At 69.8% G+C, this 20,245-nt stretch carries 22 protein-coding genes; 11 read left to right on the forward strand and 11 right to left on the reverse strand.

From position 1 onward, the window contains the following. From ABZS69_RS57955 to ABZS69_RS57975, 5 genes are all read right to left on the reverse strand, one after another. On the reverse strand, window positions 1–440 hold a 440-nt coding region (locus ABZS69_RS57955), incomplete at its 3' end, for a glycoside hydrolase family 3 N-terminal domain-containing protein (RefSeq protein ID WP_355390547.1). 20 nt (window positions 441–460) lie between these two features. Continuing rightward, on the reverse strand, window positions 461–1,294 hold the full coding sequence (locus ABZS69_RS57960) for a carbohydrate ABC transporter permease (RefSeq protein ID WP_355390549.1): 834 nt from the start codon (window positions 1,292–1,294) through the stop codon (window positions 461–463). Then, window positions 1,291–2,244 (reverse strand): sugar ABC transporter permease, encoded by a 954-nt coding sequence (locus tag ABZS69_RS57965; protein WP_355390552.1) that lies wholly within the window; start codon window positions 2,242–2,244, stop codon window positions 1,291–1,293. The genes ABZS69_RS57960 and ABZS69_RS57965 overlap by 4 nt, the downstream gene beginning before the upstream one ends. A gap of 7 nt (window positions 2,245–2,251) precedes the next feature. Then, complete coding sequence (locus tag ABZS69_RS57970; protein ID WP_355390555.1) at window positions 2,252–3,535, reverse strand: extracellular solute-binding protein; 1,284 nt, start codon at window positions 3,533–3,535, stop codon at window positions 2,252–2,254. 29 nt (window positions 3,536–3,564) lie between these two features. Next, window positions 3,565–3,870, reverse strand: coding sequence for an endo-1,4-beta-xylanase (locus tag ABZS69_RS57975; protein WP_355390558.1), 306 nt, complete (start codon window positions 3,868–3,870; stop codon window positions 3,565–3,567). A 173-nt stretch (window positions 3,871–4,043) separates the two neighbouring features. On the opposite strand from ABZS69_RS57975, the gene ABZS69_RS57980 reads away from it, so the two are divergent. The 4 genes from ABZS69_RS57980 (at window position 4,044) to ABZS69_RS57995 (ending at window position 6,862) form a co-directional block, all read left to right on the forward strand. Continuing rightward, complete coding sequence (locus tag ABZS69_RS57980) at window positions 4,044–5,066, forward strand: LacI family DNA-binding transcriptional regulator (RefSeq protein WP_355390561.1); 1,023 nt, start codon at window positions 4,044–4,046, stop codon at window positions 5,064–5,066. Window positions 5,067–5,225: 159 nt separating this feature from the next. After that, complete coding sequence (locus tag ABZS69_RS57985; protein ID WP_355390564.1) at window positions 5,226–5,588, forward strand: YbaB/EbfC family nucleoid-associated protein; 363 nt, start codon at window positions 5,226–5,228, stop codon at window positions 5,586–5,588. Beyond that, entirely contained in the window at window positions 5,585–6,490 is a 906-nt protein-coding gene (locus ABZS69_RS57990) for a hypothetical protein (RefSeq protein WP_355390567.1), read from the forward strand. Before ABZS69_RS57985 ends, ABZS69_RS57990 begins: the two co-directional genes overlap by 4 nt. 12 nt (window positions 6,491–6,502) lie before the next feature. Further along, on the forward strand, window positions 6,503–6,862 hold the full coding sequence (locus ABZS69_RS57995) for a hypothetical protein (RefSeq protein WP_355390569.1): 360 nt from the start codon (window positions 6,503–6,505) through the stop codon (window positions 6,860–6,862). 3 nt (window positions 6,863–6,865) lie between these two features. Here ABZS69_RS57995 and ABZS69_RS58000 read toward each other — a convergent pair whose 3' ends face one another. Further along, on the reverse strand, window positions 6,866–7,750 hold the full coding sequence (locus ABZS69_RS58000) for a class III extradiol ring-cleavage dioxygenase (protein ID WP_355390572.1): 885 nt from the start codon (window positions 7,748–7,750) through the stop codon (window positions 6,866–6,868). Further along, complete coding sequence (locus tag ABZS69_RS58005) at window positions 7,747–8,394, reverse strand: MarR family transcriptional regulator (RefSeq protein WP_355390574.1); 648 nt, start codon at window positions 8,392–8,394, stop codon at window positions 7,747–7,749. The genes ABZS69_RS58000 and ABZS69_RS58005 overlap by 4 nt, the downstream gene beginning before the upstream one ends. Before the next feature lie 122 nt (window positions 8,395–8,516). Between ABZS69_RS58005 and ABZS69_RS58010 the strand changes: the two genes are divergently transcribed. Beyond that, on the forward strand, window positions 8,517–8,891 hold the full coding sequence (locus tag ABZS69_RS58010) for a DoxX family protein (RefSeq protein ID WP_355390577.1): 375 nt from the start codon (window positions 8,517–8,519) through the stop codon (window positions 8,889–8,891). A 115-nt stretch (window positions 8,892–9,006) separates the two neighbouring features. Here the strand turns inward: ABZS69_RS58010 and ABZS69_RS58015 are convergent, their stop codons facing one another. Continuing rightward, a complete protein-coding gene (locus ABZS69_RS58015; protein ID WP_355390580.1) occupies window positions 9,007–10,044 on the reverse strand; it encodes a LacI family DNA-binding transcriptional regulator in 1,038 nt (345 codons plus the stop codon). A 231-nt stretch (window positions 10,045–10,275) separates the two neighbouring features. Between ABZS69_RS58015 and ABZS69_RS58020 the strand changes: the two genes are divergently transcribed. From ABZS69_RS58020 to ABZS69_RS58035, 4 genes are read left to right on the forward strand one after another with little or no spacing between them, the layout of a single operon-like run. Continuing rightward, entirely contained in the window at window positions 10,276–11,589 is a 1,314-nt protein-coding gene (locus ABZS69_RS58020; protein WP_355390583.1) for an extracellular solute-binding protein, read from the forward strand. 35 nt (window positions 11,590–11,624) lie between these two features. After that, window positions 11,625–12,515 (forward strand): sugar ABC transporter permease, encoded by an 891-nt coding sequence (locus tag ABZS69_RS58025; protein ID WP_355390586.1) that lies wholly within the window; start codon window positions 11,625–11,627, stop codon window positions 12,513–12,515. After that, the gene (locus ABZS69_RS58030) at window positions 12,512–13,339 is read left to right on the forward strand and encodes a carbohydrate ABC transporter permease (RefSeq protein WP_355390589.1); all 828 of its coding nucleotides are present in this window, start codon (window positions 12,512–12,514) and stop codon (window positions 13,337–13,339) included. The genes ABZS69_RS58025 and ABZS69_RS58030 overlap by 4 nt, the downstream gene beginning before the upstream one ends. Before the next feature lie 7 nt (window positions 13,340–13,346). Then, window positions 13,347–15,914 (forward strand): family 78 glycoside hydrolase catalytic domain, encoded by a 2,568-nt coding sequence (locus ABZS69_RS58035; protein WP_355390592.1) that lies wholly within the window; start codon window positions 13,347–13,349, stop codon window positions 15,912–15,914. Between the two features lie 112 nt (window positions 15,915–16,026). Here the strand turns inward: ABZS69_RS58035 and ABZS69_RS58040 are convergent, their stop codons facing one another. The 3 genes from ABZS69_RS58040 to ABZS69_RS58050 are packed head-to-tail and all read right to left on the reverse strand — an operon-like array spanning window position 16,027 to window position 18,273. Further along, a complete protein-coding gene (locus ABZS69_RS58040; RefSeq protein WP_355390595.1) occupies window positions 16,027–17,298 on the reverse strand; it encodes a cytochrome P450 in 1,272 nt (423 codons plus the stop codon). Window position 17,299: 1 nt separating this feature from the next. Then, window positions 17,300–17,500: a ferredoxin gene (locus ABZS69_RS58045; RefSeq protein WP_355390598.1), complete on the reverse strand. Its 201-nt coding sequence runs from the start codon at window positions 17,498–17,500 to the stop codon at window positions 17,300–17,302. Next, window positions 17,497–18,273: a TetR family transcriptional regulator gene (locus ABZS69_RS58050; protein ID WP_355390601.1), complete on the reverse strand. Its 777-nt coding sequence runs from the start codon at window positions 18,271–18,273 to the stop codon at window positions 17,497–17,499. The genes ABZS69_RS58045 and ABZS69_RS58050 overlap by 4 nt, the downstream gene beginning before the upstream one ends. A 285-nt stretch (window positions 18,274–18,558) precedes the next feature. Here ABZS69_RS58050 and ABZS69_RS58055 point away from each other — a divergent pair, with 285 nt between their 5' ends. Further along, window positions 18,559–19,128, forward strand: a complete 570-nt coding sequence (locus tag ABZS69_RS58055) for a helix-turn-helix domain-containing protein (RefSeq protein ID WP_355390604.1) — start codon at window positions 18,559–18,561, stop codon at window positions 19,126–19,128. Between the two features lie 512 nt (window positions 19,129–19,640). Further along, window positions 19,641–20,237, forward strand: coding sequence for a hypothetical protein (locus ABZS69_RS58060; protein ID WP_355390607.1), 597 nt, complete (start codon window positions 19,641–19,643; stop codon window positions 20,235–20,237). The last annotated feature ends 8 nt before the right edge of the window (window positions 20,238–20,245 follow it).

Below are 20,245 nucleotides of genomic sequence, written 5' to 3' on the forward strand. Positions count from 1 at the left end.
ATCGCCGCGGCCATGCGCTCGACGAGACCGGGATCGAACGTCGCCGCCCAGGCCAGCGGCGTCGGGTACGCCGTCGCCCCGAACGTCGCGAACCCGGTCAAACACTCCTCATGGGCGATGGCCGGAACGCCGAGCCGGTTCGAGGCCACCACGAGCTCCTGCAGCCTCCGCAGCCGGGCCGCGCCCTCGGCCGCCGACAGCGGCGCGGTGCCGTACACGCGGGTGAGATGCCCGACCCCGCCGCGCAGCCGCTCCTCCACCCCGTCCACCGCCGCGAAACGGTCCTGCAGGGGCGCGACGTTCCCGGGGTCGTCGGTCTGGACCCACACGGAGCCGAGCTGCGCGACCTTCTCCTCCAGCGTCATCTCGGCCAGCAGTGCCTCGACGCGTTCGGCGAACGGGCGGCCGCGGTCACGCCACGGCTCATTCACGAATGTCATGACTTCCTTAGAGTGAGTGATCAGCCCTTGAAGGCGCCGTCCATGATCCCGGCCACCATCCGCCTGCCGACGAACACGAACAGCACCAGCAGCGGCAGGGTGGCCAGGAAAGAGCCCGACATGGCCAGGCCGAGGTCGACGTCGAGGCTGTTCTGCAGCGCCTTGATGGCGATCTGCGCGGTGTACATCTCGGGCGACTTCAGCACGATGAACGGCCACAGGAAGTCGTTCCACGAGGTGACGAAGCCGAGCAGCCCGAGCACGAACGCGGCCGGCCGCACCAGCGGGAACGCGATGCGCCAGAAGATCTGCCAGGTGTTCGCCCCGTCGATGCGGGCGGCCTGCAGGATCTCGTCGCTGATCGTCGACGACAGGTGCTGGCGCATCCAGAAGATGCCGAACGCGCTGGCCAGGCCGGGCACGATGAGCGCCTGCAACGTGTCCACCCAGTCCAGGGCAGAGATGATCATGTACTGCGGGATGACCGCGAGCTGCGTGGGCACGGTCATGGTGAGCACGACGATCAGGAAGAGCGCGTTGCGGCCCGGGAAGCGCAGCTTGGCGAAGGCGAACCCGGCCAGGGAGCAGAGCACCGCGTGCCCGACGCCGATCGTCCCGGCCACGATCAGGCTGTTGACGATCGAGCGTACGAACGGCACGGTCGTGAACACCAGCTCGGCCAGGTGGAAGAAGTTCCCGCCCGGCGCGATCTCCGGCGGCAGCTGGGTGGCGGTCGCCGTGTCGGTCGTGGCCACCACGAACATCCAGTACAGCGGGAAGACGCAGGCGAACGCGGCCAGCCCCAGCAGGAGGTAGGTCCACCAGGGGACCCGATTGCTCTTGGCGCTCATCATCGCTCCGGGCGGATGCGGGTGGACAGGAGATAGTTGACCGTCGCGGCGACGATGACCAGGACGAACAGGGCCACGCCGATGGCCGCGCCGTAGCCGAACTGGAACTGGCCGAAGCCCTGCTCGTACAGGAAGAGCGTCAGCGTCTGGCACTGCCGGACGGGGCCGCACGTCAGCGGCGCGGCCCGCGAGATCAGCAGCGGCTCGGTGAAGATCTGCAGGCCGCCGATCGTCGAGGTCACGACCGTGAACACGATGACCGGCCGAAGCGACGGGATCGAGATGTGGCGGAACTGCTTCCACCCGCCCGCGCCGTCCACCGCGGCCGCCTCGTAGATGGCGCGCGGGATCGCCTGCAGGGAGGCCAGGTAGAGCAGGGTCGTGTAGCCGAACCAGCGCCAGGTCACCATCACGGCGATCAGCAGGTGGCTGCCCCAGACCGACTGCTTGAAGTCGATCGGCTCCACGCCGGCGAACCCGAGCAGCCAGTTGAGCAGGCCGTAGTCGCGGTCGAACATCTGGGCGAAGACGATCGTGGTGGCCGCGACCGAGGTGATGTACGGCACCAGCATCGACATCCGGAAGAACACCGCCAGCCGCAGCCGCGCGTGGTTGAGCAGGTGCGCCAGGAGCAGCGCCAGCACCAGTTGCGGGACGGTGGACAGCACCCAGATGCTGATCGTGTTCCTGAGGGCGTTCCAGAACCGGGCGTCGGCGAGCAGGCGGGTGAAGTTGTCGAAGCCGATGAAGACGTGATCGCCGATGGGGTTCCAGTCGAACAGCGCCACGTAGAACGTGAACAGCAGCGGAACCAGGCCGAAGACCGCGAAGATCAGGAAGAACGGGGCGATGTAGATGTACGGGGCGATGCGCTCCCCGATGCTCTGCCGCACCCGGGTCGTGAGCGCGGGCGGCGTCTCCACCGCCCGCGGCGTGCTGAGGCTCGTCGTCACTCTGGTCCTACTTGCCGATGGCCGTCTTGACGTTGGCCAGCGCCGAGTCCCAGGCCTTGGCGGGGTCGCCCTTGCCCTGCTCGACGTTCGTGATCGCGTTCTGCAGCTCCTGTCCGATGGCCGAGCTGTCCGGGCCGATGTAGAACGGCTTGAGCCCGAGCAGCGAGTCCGTGTAGATGGTCCCGATCGGCGCGCCGGAGAAGAACTCGTCCTTCAGCCCGGTGAGCTGGGCGTCCTTGTAGACCGACGGGGTCGTGGGCAGCGAGCCGGAGTCGACGAAGTGCGTCAGCTGGCCCTGCGGCGACTGGGTCTTGGTGATGTACTCCCAGGCGGCCTTGGCATTCTTGGCGCCCTTGGGGATGGCCAGGTAGCTGCCGCCCCAGTTGCCCGCCCCGCCGGGGATGGTGGCGACGTCCCACTTGCCCTTGGTGTCGGGGGCGTTCCTGCGGATCGCGCCCAGCATCCACGACGGCGCGGAGATCACCGCGAACTGGCCCTTGCCCATGCCCGCGCTCCAGCCCTCGGAGAACGAGCTCTGCTTGGCCGTGATCCCGGCCTGCGCGGCCTTGATCGCCAGATCGAAGCCCGCCTTGACCTGCGGGCTGGTGCTGTAGACGACGTTGCCCGAGGGGTCGTAGTACTTCTGCGGCCCCTGGTTGACCGCCTGGTAGAAGACGCTGGTGGCCGCGTTGTCCACGAACGCCTTGCCGGTCTTGGCGGTGTACTTCTTGCCGGTCTCGATGAAGGCGTCCCAGGTGGGCCAGAGCTTGCTCACCTCCTCGCGGTCGGTCGGCAGCCCGGCCTCCTTGAACAGGTCCGCCCGGTAGGCGACGGCCATGCCGCCCACGTCCGTCGGGATGCCGATGATCTCGCCACCCTTGGCGGTGCTCGCGCTCATCACCCAGTCGAGGTAGTCGCCCTTGATCTTGTCGGCGCCGAGCTGGCGCAGGTCGTAGAAGTTCTGGGGCTGCTGAACGAACTTGGGCAGGTCGTCGCCCTGGATGAGGACGAGGTCGGGCACCTTCCCGCCGGCCAGCGCCGTGGTGAGCGCCTGCGCCGTCTCCACGGAGCTGCCCACCTCGGTGAGCTTGATCTGCACGCCCGAGTTCTGCTTCAGGTAGTCGTCGACGGAGGCCTTCTGGTTGATCCCGGAGAACGACCAGAACTCGAACGACTTGCCGCCGTCACCGGACGGCTGCGACGGGGTGCCGCCGCCTCCGCCTCCGCAGGCGGCCGTGGACAGGGCGATGGCCGCGGCGAGCACGACCGGTGTTACGTTGCGGAACTTCACGACGATCTCTTTCGATGGGGGTCCGGCGCTCAGGAGCGGAGCGCAGTGGCTATGGCGAAGTAGGCGGGCTTCTGGCGGAAGTCCTCGTCGTACGGCACGTCGTCCACCCAGCCGGGGAGCTGGTTGTGCCAGACGAGGGTGTGGCCGCGGACGGACTGGCCGTGTGACCTGGCCAGTTCGACGGGGTTGTCGGTGGCCGAGCCGAAGTGGCGGCCCTTGGCGGCGGCGAGCCGTCCGAGCGTGGTGTCCGCGCCTGCGGGAGTCGCGCCTGCCGGGGTCGCGAGCGCGCCGGCGAGCGCCGCCGACAGGCCGTGTTCGGTGGGAGGTCGGTTCATGCAGCGCTCCTTCGAATGAGAGGGTTCGCAAGCGCGCCGGAAAGTTTCGGTCGAATCTCCGATCGTTAAGCCCGGACTCTAGGTCTGATTCCAGAAACCCGTCAAGAACCTCCTCGTAAGATCGCCGAAACAATCGGACCCAATTGCCGAAACTCTCCCGTTAGACTGCGGCCATGACCGCCACCGAGGAGCCGTCCCAGCCGCTGACCATCACGCAGCTCGCCGAGCTGGCCGGCGTGTCCACCGCGACCGTCTCCAAGGTGGTCAACGGCCGCTCCGAGGTCGCCCCCGAGACCCGCGCCCTCGTCGAGAGCCTCATCCGCCGCCACGGCTATCGCCGCCAGCGCCGGCGCGTGACCGCGTCCGCCCTGGTGGAGGTGGTGTTCCACGCGCTGGGCGGCGACTATCCGATCGAGATGATCAAGGGGGTCGACCAGGTCGCCCGCGAGCACCAGCTGGCTGTGGTGATCTCCGACATGCAGCAGCGCTCCGGCCCCGGGCACGGCTGGATCGAGGGCGTGCTGAGCCGCCGCCCGGCGGGCGTGATCGCGGTGTTCTCCGGCCTGACCGAGGAGCAGCGCGACCAGCTCGTCACCCGTGACATCCCCATCGTCCTGCTCGACCCGTCGGGCGACCCGAGGCCCGGCGTACCGTCGGTCGGCGCGGGCAACTGGAGCGGCGGGCTGTCGGCCACCCGCCACCTGATCGACCTCGGCCACCGCCGCATCGCCGTCATCACCGGCCCCGACTGGGCCCTGTCCAGCAGGGCCCGGCTCGACGGCTACCGCACCGCGCTCGACCTGGCCGGGGTGCCCGTCGACCCCGCCCTGATCGGCTCGGGCGACTTCGTCATCGAGGGCGGGCTGGCCCAGGCCCACCGGCTGCTGCGCCTGCCCGACCCGCCGACCGCGATCTTCGCCTGCAACGACGGGCAGGCCGTCGGCGTCTATCGCGCCGCCTATGAGCTGGGCCTGCGCATCCCCGAGGAGCTGAGCGTGGTCGGCTTCGACGACCTGCCCTCGGCGGAGTGGGCCGTCCCGCCGCTGACCACGGTCCGCCAGCCGCTCACCGAGATGGCCGCCGCGGCGACCACCATGCTCATGAAGCTCGTGCAGGGCGAGCCGCTGCCGCAGACCCGGGTCGAGCTGGGCACCGAGCTGATCGTCCGAGCCAGCACCGCGCCGCCGTCACGCTGACCGAAACTTTCTGGATTCTTGCCGTACGTATCGGGGATTGCCTGCGGACTCCCCGTTCGGCTATTAACCTCAGAGGACCATCTACCAAATCCGAAATAACCCACATTTCCTGCCTGTTAAGCGTAGTCTGAAGATCACGCGACGAATGCAGGAGGCGGGATGACATCACCGGCCGATCCGTTCGGCGTCGCCGGGGACCCGGAGCTGGGGCGGCTGATGGACCGCTTCCAGCGGGACGTGGCGGCACTGGAGCAGCTCAGCGCCCAGATGGCCGCGGTCAAGGGCCGGGGCGAGGCGGCGGAGGGGCGGGTGGTGGTCGAGGTGACGCAGACCGGAGCGCTCTCCGGGCTCACCATCGACCCGCGGGCCATGCGGCTCGGCTCCGGCGAGCTGACCGCGGCGATCCTCGAGGCCGCCGCGAAGGCCGCCCGGAACGCCGAGGAGGCGTCGACCTCCCTGGTGGCCCCGTTCGTCACCGGCACCGTGCTGGGCGACGAGGACGACGGGGCCCGGCGGCGTTGAGGATCAGTCCCGGCCGCGCGAGCATCTACGGCTTCGGCGCGCTCGGCATCGCGGGCTTCGTGTTCAAGATGCTGGCCGTCGACTACCCCGAGGGCGACCCGGCCAAGGCCCGCAGGGCCGCCGAGGTCTGGACCCGGCTGGCCGAGCGCATCGAGCAGAGCCCGGACAAGACGTACCCGGCGGCCGAGTCGGTGTGGCGCAAGAACAGCGGCGGCGGGGTGGAGGAATTCAAGTCGGCCGTCACCTCGGGGCTGTACCCGGACCCCCCGAAGCTGGGGTTCGCCACCGAGCTCGCCCGGCGCTGCCGGCAGAACAGCGCGGCCTGCCTGCAGTACGCCGAGGTGATCGAGAAGGCCAGGGACGCGTACTGGACGCTCGCCCTGGCCAACTTCGCCAGCTTCATCTTCATCACCACCTTTCCCTGGCAGGCGGGGACGGCGTACCAGATCACCCAGTTCCTCATGCGGCGGGCCCAGGCCGGCGTGCTGTCCAAGCTGCTGGAGCACAGCATCGCCAGGATCGTGCTGGCCAAGCTGACGGAGTACACGATCGGCAGCACCTTCTTCGCCGTCGGGGACGTGAGCGTGGTGGCCGGCGTCAAGGCGCTGCGGGGCGAGGACCCCGGCTCCTTCGAGGAGAACGCGACGCAGGCGCTGAAGGAGTTCGCCGCCTCGGTCGCCTTCTACGGCGTGTTCGACGCCGCCATGCCACTGGCCAAGAGCGTGACCGGCAACGCCGACCTGCAGTATTTCCTGAGCCGGATGGCCGGCGGGTCGATCGGCTACGGCCCCTCGTACGACCTCATGAACGGGCAGGAGGGCACCGACCTCATCCCCACCTGGAAGGAGACCCTCGGCCGGATGCTGCTGTACTTCACCATGGCGCACAAGCCCGCGGGCTGATCGGAGGACGACGTGGAGATCCACAAGGACGTGATCCGCTCGGCGGCGGACGCGTTCGACCTCGAAGGGGGCAACCTCGCCACGTTCATCGGCGAGGCGGCGAAGGACCTGGAGGCGATCGGGAACTTCTGGGGCGACGACAGGATCGGCACGACCTTCTACAAGGGCGAGGGCGGCGGCTCCGGGTACGAGGCGGTCACCGGTCAGATCATGGAGGGCTGCGACGTGCTCGTGGACGCCCACGCGGAGATCGCGAAACGCCTGCGCTTCATGATGGGCAACATCCAGGTGACCGACTGGAACATGGTGGCCGTCATCCTGTCGAAGCTCCCGCCCGCCGACCCCGACCGGCCGATCTGGGGAGCGGCCTGAGCGCTACGCCGCCGTCTGGAAAGACCGCTTCGAGAAGCCGATCATGTAGCCGTCGATGACGGTCGTCACCGGCCGGTCCGCCCGTCCGCTCGCCCCCAGCGTGATGAACAGGGGGATGTAGTGGTCGACGGTCGGGTGGGCGTACGGCATGCCGGGGGCGCGGGTCCGGAACGCCGCCAGCTCCCCCACGTCACCCCTGGCCAGGGCATCGGCGGCCCACGCGTCGAAGTCTGAGGACCAGGCGGGGACGGCGCCCCGGTGGAGCATCTCCGGGGTGACGAAGGGCAGCCCGTGCGTCATGAACCCCGACCCGATCACCAGCACGCCCTCCTCCCGCAGCGGGGCCAGCCGCGCCCCGAGCTCCAGCAGCCGGTCGGGGTCGTGGGTCGGGATGCTGAGCTGCAGCACCGGGAGGTCGCCCAGCGGGTACATGGCCATCAGCGGCACCCAGGCCCCGTGGTCGAGGCCGCGGCTGGGGTGCCGGTGGACCGGCTCGCCGTCGGGCATCATCGCGGCCACCCGCCGGGCGAGCGCGCTCGCGTCGGGGGTGTCGTACTTCATCGTGTAGTAGCGCGGGTGGAAGCCGCCGAAGTCGTACACCAGCGGGGTGCCGGCGGCGGGCGCGGACAGGGCCAGGGGCGCGGCCTCCCAGTGGGCGGAGACGATGAGGATGCTCTTGGGCTTGGGCAGCGACTGGGCCCAGGCGAACAGCTCGGCGATCCAGGGGCCGTCGTCGAAGAGCGGGGGCGCGCCGTGGCTGACGTACAGGGCGGGGAGCGGGCCGTCGGCGGGCGTCCACGGGCGCTGGGCGCGGGCCAGGGGCAGCGCGCCGGGCAGGAACGCGTCGTACGCGCCGGCGGGGACGTCCGGGTTGAGGATGGAGGTCATGAAGGCTCCTGATCGAGGGCCGGGTCGGGGGCACCGTTGCGGACAGAGTCGGGGTCACGGCCGGGGGTGGGGTCGAGGTCGAGGTCACGGCCGGGGTCGGGGTCGGGGTCACGGCCAGGGCCGGGGTTGGGGTCGGGCTCTGGGCGCGTGGTGGCCGGGTGCCGGTCCAGGCACGTGTCGCCGGGGTCGATGGCGCGGGTGATGCGCTGACCGATGTCGCGGAGCTGCCGGATCTGCGCCTTGGTGAGAGGGTCGAAGACAAAGCCGCGTACGGCCTCGACGTGCCCGGGAGCGGTCTCGACGACCTTCTCCCAGCCCTCCTCGGTGAGGACGGCCAGGGTGTAGCGGCCGTCGGCCGGGTCGGGCGTGCGGCGCACCCAGCCGCGCTTCTCCAGCCGGTTGACGACGTGGGACAGGCGGGACAGCGACCCCTCCGAGATCATCGCCAGGTCGCTCATGCGCATGGCCCGGTCGGGCGTCATCGACAGCCCCGCCATCACCTGGTACTCGAAGTGGCTGATCCCGGCGTCGCGCTGCAGCTGCCCGTCCAGCGCGGCCGGCAACCTGATCAGCACGCTGACCAGGCTCAGCCAGCTCTCCATCTCCTCGGCGGCAAGCCAGCGCGGCTCCTGAGGGTCCTCCATGCCACCCACTCTAACTTGACGCATCAAGTGATCGCGCTCCGCCTCACGCTTGACGCTTCAAGTCGTAGCTGCGTACATTCCGGTTGAAGCTTTAAGTCATCTCGCAATCGATCGGAATCCCGATGAACGTCGCTTTGTGGATCATCGCCGGCCTTCTCGCCCTGCTCTTCCTCGGAGCCGGCGTGATGAAGCTGTCTCAGCCGAAGGAGAAGCTGGCCGCGTCCGGCATGGGCTGGACGGAGGACTTCTCCGCCGGCGCCGTCAAGGGCATCGGCGCGCTGGAGCTGCTGGCCGCCATCGGGCTCATCCTGCCCGCGGCGCTGGGCATCGTCCCGGTGCTGACGCCGCTGGCCGCCGCCGGTCTGGTCGTGGTCATGGCCGGGGCGGCGATCACGCACGCCCGGCGCAAGGAGTACCAGATGATCATCGCCAACGCGGTGCTCCTCCTGCTGGCCGCCGTGGTGGCCTGGGGCCGCTTCGGCCCGTACTCCTTCTGACGACCGCCCTCCCTGGCCCTTCCGAGCGGGCACGACCCGCACGCCAGGCGGAGGCCGGGGGTCGGGCGCGGTCCGGGGGTCAGGCGGAGGCCGGGGGCCAGGCGCGGCCCAGGCGTCAGGCCGGGGGCGGGGCGGTGGAGCGGCGGGTGACCAAGGTCGGGGTGACGGAGAAGCGCACCGCGGTCGTGCGGCCCTCGATGCGCTCCAGCAGCAGCCGGCCCGCCGTCTTGCCCATGATGGCCCCGTCCTGGTCCACGCTGGTCAGCGAGATGTGCGACAAGCTCGCCGCCCGGGCGTTGTCGTAACCGACCACGGAGACGTCGCCGGGTACGGCGAGCCCGGCCTCGTGGACGGCCGCGAGCGCGCCGAACGCGGCCTGGTCGGCGCCCGCGAAGATCGCGGTGGGCCGGGGCGAGCGGGCCAGCAGTTCGCACGCGCCCTGATGGCCGCCCTCCTCGGTGTAGGAGGTGGCGGCGAGGGCGACGTGCTCGGTCAGGCCATGCTCGGCCATCACCCGCTCGTACGTCCTGGCCCTGATCGTGTGCAGCAGCGCCACCGAGCGGACGGGCCCGACGTCCTTCTGCGTGATGTGCGCGATCCTGCGATGCCCGAGCGCGACGAGATGCTCGACGGCGAGCTCGGCCCCCGCCTCGTCGTCGTCTAACACGGAGTCGTAGACCGCCGAACGGTCGTGGCGGCCGAGCACGACCGTAGGCGTGTTCCTGGCCATCTCCTCCAGCCGGACCCTGGCGATGACGGGCGCGACGACGAGGATGCCGTCGACCTGCCGATCGACCAGGGCGTCGATCGCGCGAACCTCGGCCTCGGCGTCCCTGCCGCTGCCCTGGACGATGATGGCCTGGTAGCCGGCGCCCGCGATCTGCTCGTCGAGGCCGTCGAGGATGTCGGCGAAGAACGGGTTTCTGATGTGCGGCAGCACCACGCCGAACGTGAACGTGCGCCCCCGCATCGCCCGGGCCGCGGCCTGCGGGCGGTAGCCGAGCTCGTCGATGGCGGCCTGCACTTTGACGCGCATCGCCTCGCTGACCCCGTACGCGTTGCGCAGCACCTTCGACACGGCGGTGGTGGAGACCCGGGCGTGGCTGGCCACATCGGTGATCGTCACCCGTCGCCGCCCGTCGCGCGTGACCATGTGACGCACCCCGTTCGACTCGACGCGACCCGATTGTACGAGCTCCAGGCCGGTACCGCGATGAATAACGTTACCCATTCAAAAGATCGGACAACCCCGAGTCAGCCCGTCCCACGTGGATCACGATTGGGGACCGTTCCTCAAATCGTGCCTTGACGCCTCGCGCTGTAACGCTTACGTTAACTCGCATCGGGGGGCGTTAAAACGATTCAACGGACCCGGAGGGGCGTTGTGAAGACCTCTCACCGCATGCTGGGAGCGGCTCTGGCCGTTCTCACGATGACGGCTTTGACCTCCTGCGGCTCGGGCTCCGGCTCGGGCTCCGAGCCGGCGGCCGACGGCACGGTCACCCTGAAGTTCCTCGTGGACAACGGCCAGGCTACGGTCGACACGGCCAAGGCCATGACGGACGCGTTCATGCAGGCCAATCCCAAGATCAAGATCGAGACCGAGACGCGGCCGCCCGGCAGCGAGGGCGACAACATCGTCAAGACCAGACTCTCGACGGGCGACATGTCGGATGTGTTCTGGTACAACTCCGGGTCGCTGCTCCAGGCGCTCAACCCGTCGCAGACCCTGGTCGACCTGACCGGCGACCCGGTGATGCAGAACGTCCAGAAGGACTTCCTCCCTGTCGTGTCCCAGGGCGACCACGTGTTCGGCGTGCCCGCCGGCACCGCCATGGGCGGCGGCATCCTCTACAACCGCAAGGTCTACGAGAAGCTCGGCCTGCAGGTCCCCAAGACCTGGGACGAGTTCATGGCCAACAACGAGAAGATCAAGGCGGCCGGGATCGCGCCGGTGATCTCGACGTTCAAGGACTCCTGGACCTCGCAGCTGTTCGTGCTCGGCGACTTCTACAACGTCCAGGCCGCGGTCCCGAGCTTCGCCGCCGACTACACCGCCGGCAAGGCCAAGTTCGCCACCACCCCGGCGGCCATGGCCGGGTTCCAGCACCTGGCCGACGTGAAGGCCAAGGGCTACCTCAACGAGGGCTACGGCTCGGCCACCGCCGACCAGGGCATGAAGCTGCTCGTCGAGGGCAAGGGCGCGCACTACCCGATGCTCAGCGCCCAGGTGCCGCCGCTGGTGGCCTCGATGCCGCAGGCGGCCACCGACATCGGCTTCTTCGGCATCCCCGGCACCGACGCGGCCAAGGACGGCGCCACCATCTGGGAACCCGCCGCCGTCTACATCCCCAAGACGACCAAGAACCTTGATGCGGCCAAGAAGTTCCTGGCCTTCGTCGCCTCGCCGGCCGCGACCGAGGCGGTCAGCAAGGTCGTCCAGCCCGCGGGGCCGTACCGCATCCAGGGCGCCAAGCTGCCGGACGACGCCGTGCAGGTGGCCAAGGACCTGCAGGCGTACATCGACAGGAGCGCCACCGCGCCCGCGCTGGAGTTCCTGTCCCCGGTCAAGGGCCCGTCGCTGGAGCAGATCACCGTCGCCGTCGGCTCCGGGCTGACCCCGGCCGCCGAGGGGGCCGCCCAGTACGACAAGGACGTCGAGAAGCAGGCCAAGCAGTTGGGGCTCGCGGGGTGGTGACAAGGCAGGACGCCGGGTCCCGGACGGGGCCCGGCGTGGCACCCACGCGGCCGCCCACCGGCCCGGCGAAGCGCAAATCGGCCTACCCGTACGCGCTGTACCTGCCGGCCGCCGTTGTCTACCTGGTCATCTTCCTGGTGCCGACGGTCATGGCCTTCTACTTCGCCCTGACCCGCTGGACCCTGTTCGACAGCACGTTCGTCGGCCTGGACAACTTCCGCGACTTCCTTTCCGAGCAGAACCTGCGCATCGGCTTCGCCAACACGCTCTTCTACGCCGTCCTCACCAGCGGCCTCAAGGTCGTCCTCGGCCTGCTCCTCGGCGTGCTGCTCACCAGCAGGCTGCGGCTGCGCGGATTCCTGCGCTCGGTGGTGTTCTTCCCCGTCCTGGTCTCCACGGTCGCGGTCGGCATCACCTTCAGCGCGCTGCTGCGGCCCGACACCGGCCTGGTCAACAAGGCCCTGGCCCTGGTCGGCATCGACGGCCCCGACTGGCTCGGCGACGCCAACACCGCCCTGCTGTCGGTCGCCCTGGTCGACGTGTGGAAAGGCGTCGGCATCGCCACCGTCATCTACATCGCCGGCATCCTGTCCATCCCCCGCGACTACTACCAGGCCGTGGCCGTGGACGGCGGCGGGGCCTGGCACCGCTTCCGCCACGTCACCCTGCCCCTGAGCTGGCCGGCCACGTACTCCGTCATCATCCTGTCGTTCATCGGGGGCCTGCGCTCCTTCGACCTCATCTGGACGATGACCCGGGGCGGACCCGGCTTCACCAGCGACACCATCGCCTCGATCATCTACAAGCAGTACCAGGCCGGCTTCTTCGGCCTGTCCACCGCCGGCAACGTGCTGCTGTTCATCGTCGTCAGCATCATCGTCGTCCCGCTCAACTACTTCCTCGGCAAGAGGCAGGTGGCCGCATGACCGCACTGAGAAGGCTCGGCGCGGAGGCGATCGCGCTGGTGCTGGCCGGGGTCATCTTCCTCGTCCCGTTCGCGCTCATGCTGCTGACCGCGGTCAAGGACCAGACGCAGGCCACCGACCTGGACTTCGCCTGGCCGGTCAACTGGCCGATCGTGCAGAACTTCGTGGACGTGATCGAGGCCCGCGACTACGTGCTGCTGCGCGCCTACGTCAACAGCACCGTCCTGACTGTCGCGTCGGTCGCGCTGATCGTCGTGTTCGCCTCCATGGCCGCGTTCGTGCTGCAGCGCCGCTCGGGCAGGCTCGGCTCGGTGGCCAACTTCCTGGTGCTGTCCGGGCTGATCATCCCGCCCGCGATCGTGCCCACCATCTGGCTGCTGCAGGCCCTCGGCCTGTTCAAGACCCTGCCGGGGCTGATCCTGGTGGAGGTCGCGTTCGGGCTCTCGTACGCGGTGTTGCTGTTCCGGGCGTTCATCGCGGCCATCCCGCGCGAACTGGACGAGGCCGCCCAGATCGACGGCTGCACCGGCCTCTCGCTCTTCTTCCGGGTGATCTTCCCGCTGCTGCGGCCGGTCACCATCACCGTGATCCTGACCAGCTCGGTGGCCGTCTTCAACGACTTCGTCAACCCGCTGTACTTCACCCCCGGCGACGACAACGCCACCGTGCAGGTCACCCTCTACAACTTCCAGAGCCAGTACAACACCCAGTGGAACCTGCTCTTCATGGACATCGTGCTCATCACGATCCCGCCGTTGCTGCTCTTCATCTTCTTCAATCGCAAGATCGTCGCCGGCATGACCGCCGGTGCAATCAAGGGCTAGGAGACCCGTGACCCTCGTGCATGTCGAAGCGCCCGTCTTCGAACACCACCACGACCCCCTCGGCATCGGCGAAGGCGCGCCGCGCCTGTCGTGGACCATCACCACCGAGCTCCCCGGCTGGCGGCAGGCCGCGTACGAGATCGAGCTCAGCGACGGCACGGCCGGCGGCCGCGTCGAGTCGGCGGAGTCGGTGCTCGTGTCCTGGCCTGGCGCGCCGTTGAGCTCGCGCGAACGGCGCGGCGTCCGGGTGCGCGTGCACGGCCGCGACGGCTCGGTCAGCGACTGGAGCCCCTGGTCGTGGGCGGAGGCCGGGCTGCTGGAGCCGGCCGACTGGACGGCGGGCGCGGCCGCCCCGCCGCTGGAGCTGCTGGGCCTGCCCGACGGCCCCGCGCTGCTGCTGCGCCGCGGCTTCACCGTCCGCGGCCCGGTCGAGCGGGCCCGCCTGTACGTCACCGCCCACGGCATCCACGAGACCGAGATCAACGGCCAGATCGTCGGCGACGACGTCCTCGCCCCCGGCTGGACCAGCTACGGCCACCGCCTGCGCTACCGCACGCACGACGTCACCGACCTGCTGACCGAGGGCGGCAACGCCATCGGCGCCACCCTCGCCGACGGCTGGTACCGGGGCCGCATCGGCTTCCGCGGCGGCAAGACGGACCTGTACGGCGACCGCACCGCGTTCATCGCCCAGCTGGAGATCGCCTACACCGACGGCACCACCGACGTGGTGGCCACCGACGGGAGCTGGCGCTGCGCGACCGGGCCGGTCACCGCCACCAGCCTGTACGACGGCGAGCGGTACGACGCCCGCCTGCTGCCCGCCGGCTGGTCGAGCCCCGGCTTCGACGACGCGGCCTGGCTGCCCGCCGACTCCCTGAGTCACGACCCGGCCCTGCTCATCTCGCCGACGGGCCCGCCGGTCCGGCGCGTGGAGACGCTCGCGCCGGTCGAGGTGCTGGCCGGGCCGGACGGGGAGACGATCCTCGACTTCGGCCAGAACATCGCCGGCCGCCTGCGCATCCGCGTCCAGGGCCCGGCCGGGCACACCGTCACCCTCCGCCACGCCGAGGTCCTGGAGAACGGCGCCCTCGCCCTGCGCCCGCTGCGCGACGCCGCGGCGCTCGACCAGTACACGCTGCGCGGCGACGACGGGCCCGAGGAGTGGGAGCCGCGCTTCACCACGCACGGCTTCCGCTACGCCCAGATCGACGGCTGGCCCGGCGAGCTGGACCCGGCCTCCGACGTCGTGGCCGTGGTCTGCCACACCGACATGCGGCCCATCGGCGACTTCGACAGCTCCGACCCGCTGCTGAACCGCCTGCACGACAACGTCCGGTGGAGCATGCGCGGCAACTTCGTCGACCTGCCCACCGACTGCCCCCAGCGGGACGAGCGCCTGGGCTGGACCGGCGACATCCAGGTCTTCGCGCCGGCCGCCGCCTTCCTGTACGACTGCGCGGGCCCCCTGTCGTCCTGGCTGGCCGACCTGGCCGTCGAGCAGGTCGAGCAGGGCACGGTGCCGCATTACGTGCCGTGGGTGCCGCTGCTGTTCGGCGTGTCGCCGACCGCCGCGTGGGGCGACGCCGCGGTGCTGGTGCCGTGGACGCTCTACCAGCGGTTCGGGGACCTCGGGCTGCTGGGCCGGCAGTACGAGAGCATGAAGGCGTGGGTGGACCAGGTCGCGGGACTCTCCGGCGAGGACCACCTGTGGGACGAGGGGTTCCAGTTCGGCGACTGGCTGGACCCGGCCGCGCCGCCGGACGACCCCGGCAAGGCCCGTACCGACCACGCGCTCGTCGCCACCGCGTACCACGCCCACACCGCCGCGGTCCTGGCCGAGACGGCGGCCCTGCTGGGGCACGACTCCGACGCCGGGCACTACGCGGGCCTGGCGCGGGAGGTGCGTGCGGCGTTCCGCCGGGAGTTCGTCACGCCGTCGGGGCGGCTGGCGTGCGACACCCAGACCGCCTACGCCCTGGCCCTGACCTTCGACCTGCTGGAGGGGTCCGAGCAGCGGGAGCGGGCCGGGCGGCGCCTGGTCGAGCTGGTCGTCCAGGACGACCACCGCATCGGCACCGGGTTCGTCGGCACGCCACTCGTCTGCGACGCGCTCTGCTCGGTCGGGGCGTACGACACGGCGTACACGCTGCTGCTCCAGCGCAACTGCCCGTCCTGGCTGTACCCGGTGACGATGGGCGCCACCACCATCTGGGAGCGGTGGGACAGCATGCTGCCCGACGGTTCGGTCAACCCCGGTGAGATGACCTCGTTCAACCACTACGCGCTCGGCGCGGTGGCCGACTGGATGCACCGCACCGTCGCCGGGCTCGCCCCTGCCGCCCCCGGCTACCGCCGCCTGCGCGTGGCTCCCCGGCCTGGGGGCGATCTCACGCACGCCTCGGCCCGCCTCGACACCCCGTACGGACCCGCGTCCGTCGCGTGGGAGCGGGACGGCGAGACGCTCACGGTCACGGCGACCGTGCCTCCGGGGACGGTCGCCGAGGTGGATCTGCCGGGGGCCATCCCGCAGGAGGTGGGCGCCGGAACCCACACGTTCACCACGACGCTGTGAACCGCCCGGCGCCCGGACTCGGTACCGCCGAGCCCGGGCGCCGGCACCACCGTCAGCCCGTCCGCCCTCTTGCTACGCCGCTGGGCCCGTCCGCCCTCTCGCTACCCCGTGGTCAGCCGATGCGGAGTGGCAGCGTACGCGGGCCGCGTACCTGGCCCGTGGCCCAGGTGACCGCCGCCGGGTCGGCGAGGCTGAAGGCCGGGATGCGCTCCAGCCACACCTCCAGGGCGACCCGCAGCTCCATGCGGGCCAGGTGCGAGCCCACGCAGCGGTGGATGCCCAGGCCGAAGGCGGCGTGCCGGTTGACCTCGCGGTCGATGACGACCTCACCGGCCCGGTCGAACTGCCGCGGGTCGCGGTTGGCCGCCGGGAACGACAGCAGCACCCAGTCGTCGGCCTTCATGTCGACGCCGTTCCAGCTCATGTCCTCCTTGACCAGCCGCGCCATGGTGACCGGCGCGTAGGCCCGCAGGAGCTCCTCCATCGCGGTCGGCAGCAGCCCGGGCTCGGCCACCAGCCGCTCGCGGTCCCGCGGCGTCCTGGCCAGATGCCACAGCGAGGCGCCGATCGCGCTCCACGTGGTGTCGATCCCGGCGATCAGCAGCAGCGCCATCGTCCCGGCCACGTGCGAGGACTGCAGCTTCTGCCCGTACAGCTCGGCGTCGACGAGGTAGGTCGTAAGGTCGTCGCGCGGACGGTCCACGTGGTCGCGGATCTGGACGAGCAGGTAGTCGAACAGCTGCTCCATCCGAGCCATACGCTCCTCCGGCGGCCGGTTCACGCCTTCGAGCACGTTCTCGATGAACTCGCGGAACCTGGGCCCGTCCTCGGGCGGGAAGCCGAGCATGTCGGCGATGACCCGTACCGGGATGTGCTGGGCGTAGTCGCGGGCCGCGTCAACGACGTCCTGGCCGGCCAGCGCGTCGATGAGCGAATGGCAGAACGCCCGCGTCGCCGCCTCCCGCCTGGCGACGGCGGTCTTGGTGAACGCCGGCAGCAGCAGCCTGCGCGCGTCGTGGTGGAACGGCGGGTCGGAGGAGATCGGCGGCGAGCCGCCGATCGGAGCCACCTCGCGGGGCGGCCGGAAGTTGCTCATGATGATCGAGCGCGAGGAGAAGCGCTCGGTGTCGTACGCGATGGCGGCCACGTCCTCGTGCCGCGTCGGCAGCCAGCCGCCGCCGAACCGGTCGGTGTGCGCGATCGGGCAGCGCTGCCGCAGCTCGTCCTGGATGGGGTACGGGTCCGCGGCCCACTCGGGCTCCAGGTGGGAGAAGTCCGTCGCCCAGTCGGCCACCGGGCCGGTGACGATCTCGCTGCGCGTGCCAAGGGGCTGGTCGTCCCCTGTCTCCCGGAAGTCCTGGCTGAAACGGTCGTCAACGCTCATCTCACGCCTCCTCCACGAGGTCGATCGCTCGCTCCGGGCAGTTGGCCGCCGCCCGGCGCGCCGCCGGCTCCTCACCCGACGGCACGACACCGTCGCCGACGACCTGCCCGTAGCCCTCATCGTCCTCACCGAACAGGCCCGGGGCCAGGTCGTAGCAACGACCGTGTCCCTGGCAGCGCCCAGGATCAATCTGTACTTTCACTGCGGGAGCTCCCCTCTGTCGGGCGGGACGACGGCACTGTCGGGTGGGACGACGGCACTGTCGGGTGGGACGACGGCACTGTCGGGTGGGACGACGGCACTGTCGGGTGGGACGACGGCACTGTCGGGTGGAGTAACGACTCCCTCTGGCGAGGCAACGACTCCGCCGGGTGGAGCGACGGCTTTGTCGGGCGGGGCGACGGCGGCCACGACGCGGGTCAGCAGCGCCGACCACTCAGCTTGATCGACGCCGTGCAGGTCCGGCGTGATGAGCGCGCTGCCCATCGCCAGCAGCAGGCAGAAATGGGCCAGCGCGTCCGGCGACAGCCCGGGGTCCAGCTCCCCGTCGCCCTGACCCGCGCGTACCAGCTCGGCGATCCAGTCGGCCCGCTCCCCCACGTAGTCGCGCATCGGGCGGGCCACGTCCTCGTCACGCCTGGCCGCGACCAGCGCCTCGACAACGAGGTAACCGGCAGCCTCACGGGGACGCGGCAGCCGGGGCCCGAGCACCAGGAGCAACTCCGCGACCGACCGGTCGGGGTCGGCCGCGAACAGGCCGGCCAGAATCCGCCTCCCGTGGGCACGCAGCGCGGCGACGAGCAGCTCGGCCTTGGAGCCGAAGTGCGCGTACAGCGCTCCGTTGCTCACCCCTGCGGCGGCGGCGATGTCGGCCACGCGCATGCCGTCGTACCCACGCGCGGCGAACACCTCGGCAGCCGCCTTCAACAACCGCTCCCGCGTCTCGGCAGCCGTGACGCCCGCGATGCGACCCATATCTGAATTTAAAGATTGTTCATTTCATTCGTCAATGCCAGGCCGGATTGGCTGGGTACGGGGGCCTACGAGAGGCAGTGTGAGCAGCGAGCTCGCCGATAGGCAACGGATGATGTTGGAGGTGGCGATGCGCCGCCGGCCTGCGCTGATCGCGGGTCAGGTGGTGAGTGCCGGGCAGTGGTTCGCGTCCTTGAAGGCGGTGGCAATGCTGGTCCACCGACGCGTGATTTCAAGATCCAGTAGACGTCTTGAGTATTCTCACCTGCTGGTCTTACCGTCGTGGCCATGCGACAGATCGATGACCCGGACGTGCTCAAGGTCTTGACCAGCCGGTTTCGATGGAAGCTCTTCAGCCTCCTGTTCCGGATCGGCCCGGTCACGGTGAGCGAGCTCGCCAGGCGGATGGATGCCGACCCCGGCCAGGTGAGCTATCACCTGCGGCAGCTGCAGAAACATGACTTGATCGAGGACGTGCCGGAGCTCGCCCGCGACAGCCGGGAACGCTGGGTGCGGTCAGCCATGGGCGGGTTGGCAGTGGTGAAGGACTTCGAAGCCCCGGAAGCCAGAGCCGCGGTGCGGGCGTGGACTTCACAGTGGGTGATCGACCAGTTCGAGCGGCTGCGCGACTACGAACGCACCCACATGACGCTTCCTGAGGACTGGCAGAACGCGGGCTTCGGAAGCAGCCGCCACCTACGGCTCACCAAGGATGAGCTGGCGCAGCTGTCCGACCAGCTCGATGCCGTGTTGCAGCCGTGGCGCGAGCTGACCAGATCGCGCGTCGAATCGAGCGACGCTCCGCCGGACACCCGCCCGATCTTCCTCTTCTACCACGCATTCCCCGAGGAACCTTGAGGAGCCTTCCATGCATCACATGTATGAAGAGCTCGTCCGTGCGGACCTGGCTGAGCAGCGAGCCGAGGCCGCACGGCTACGCATGATCCCTCAGCGCCCGCGCCGACCTGTTCTTCCGCGCCTCCGCGGCCGGTTCGCGGTCACCCTCCGCCGCCTCGCCGATCACCTCGAACCCGCCTGATAGTCCGTACGGGTATCTGTAGGCGTAGATCGCCAGAGCACGACCCGCATGTCACGGGTGCGTATGTCGGCGAACAGCTCCCGCCCACTCCTGGTCCTGTCCAGCCCGATCTGGGAGACCGCAAAGCGGCACTATGCGCACCTCAAGGAGTTCCTCCTGCAGCATGCCGTTCAGATGGCAACGCGCATCGACCGCGCCTGATGACTCGCGAACCGATCGAGAGTGGGTGCAACCCCAGCGACTGGCGGGAGGTTGAGCTCGTGATTCTCTGGACTCCAGGTTTCATTGGCGGATTCGTACCTGATCGCGGATCGCGGCCTCATAGGGAGATGTGTTGATCTCGGACTATCAGCAACGGTTGCGCCAGCACCTCCTGGCTGCTCCCGTCCTCCAGGCCCCGGCGCCCTGGCAACCGGTGCTGGACAACAGGACGCCCATCGGCGGCCTGTTGGGCATCGGCTTCGCCGTCCATCCAGAGAGCCGACGCGATCTGGTCATGGTCGTCTCCAGTGACGGCCACGGGCTCTTCGACGCGGTCACCGGCGAGAAGATCGCCCGGGACCGTGATCCCGACCCCGACACCAGCACCCCCGACGCCTCCCCGGACCTCACCTGCCCCGGCCTCGGGCCGATCACAGGCACCCGGGTACACATTGCCGGCCTCTTCGGTGGCGGCCTCCACAGCACCACCCCGGACGGCTGGGCCCTCGATGTCGTCAGCCCCGAATGGCCCAACGATCGCGTCCTGCTTTCCGCGGGTGGCGACATATACAAGGACCCACCGGGAGAACGCTGGTGGCACGTCTTCCACTCCAACTACTCCACCTTCCGCGCTGCCGGATTCTCGCCCTCGGGCCTCACCCTTGCGGTCGCTACCAGCAGCGACCTCACCCTCTGGACTCGGCCAACCCTCAACTTCCGGGCGTGAACACGGAG

It is taken from the genome of Nonomuraea sp. NPDC005650, from assembly GCF_040605375.1.
Classification (GTDB): domain Bacteria; phylum Actinomycetota; class Actinomycetes; order Streptosporangiales; family Streptosporangiaceae; genus Nonomuraea.

Coding starts and splice junctions, on each gene's coding strand:
- ABZS69_RS58050 (WP_355390601.1), bottom strand. CDS start 18,273: ATGGGTCGCATCGCGGGCGTCACGGCTGCCGAGACGCGGGAGCGGTTG.
- ABZS69_RS58010 (WP_355390577.1), top strand. CDS start 8,517: ATGAACGTCGCTTTGTGGATCATCGCCGGCCTTCTCGCCCTGCTCTTC.
- ABZS69_RS57975 (WP_355390558.1), bottom strand. CDS start 3,870: ATGAACCGACCTCCCACCGAACACGGCCTGTCGGCGGCGCTCGCCGGC.
- ABZS69_RS58030 (WP_355390589.1), top strand. CDS start 12,512: ATGACCGCACTGAGAAGGCTCGGCGCGGAGGCGATCGCGCTGGTGCTG.
- ABZS69_RS57980 (WP_355390561.1), top strand. CDS start 4,044: ATGACCGCCACCGAGGAGCCGTCCCAGCCGCTGACCATCACGCAGCTC.
- ABZS69_RS58015 (WP_355390580.1), bottom strand. CDS start 10,044: ATGGTCACGCGCGACGGGCGGCGACGGGTGACGATCACCGATGTGGCC.
- ABZS69_RS58055 (WP_355390604.1), top strand. CDS start 18,559: ATGCGACAGATCGATGACCCGGACGTGCTCAAGGTCTTGACCAGCCGG.
- ABZS69_RS58000 (WP_355390572.1), bottom strand. CDS start 7,750: ATGACCTCCATCCTCAACCCGGACGTCCCCGCCGGCGCGTACGACGCG.
- ABZS69_RS57960 (WP_355390549.1), bottom strand. CDS start 1,294: ATGATGAGCGCCAAGAGCAATCGGGTCCCCTGGTGGACCTACCTCCTG.
- ABZS69_RS58005 (WP_355390574.1), bottom strand. CDS start 8,394: ATGGAGGACCCTCAGGAGCCGCGCTGGCTTGCCGCCGAGGAGATGGAG.
- ABZS69_RS57985 (WP_355390564.1), top strand. CDS start 5,226: ATGACATCACCGGCCGATCCGTTCGGCGTCGCCGGGGACCCGGAGCTG.
- ABZS69_RS58040 (WP_355390595.1), bottom strand. CDS start 17,298: ATGAGCGTTGACGACCGTTTCAGCCAGGACTTCCGGGAGACAGGGGAC.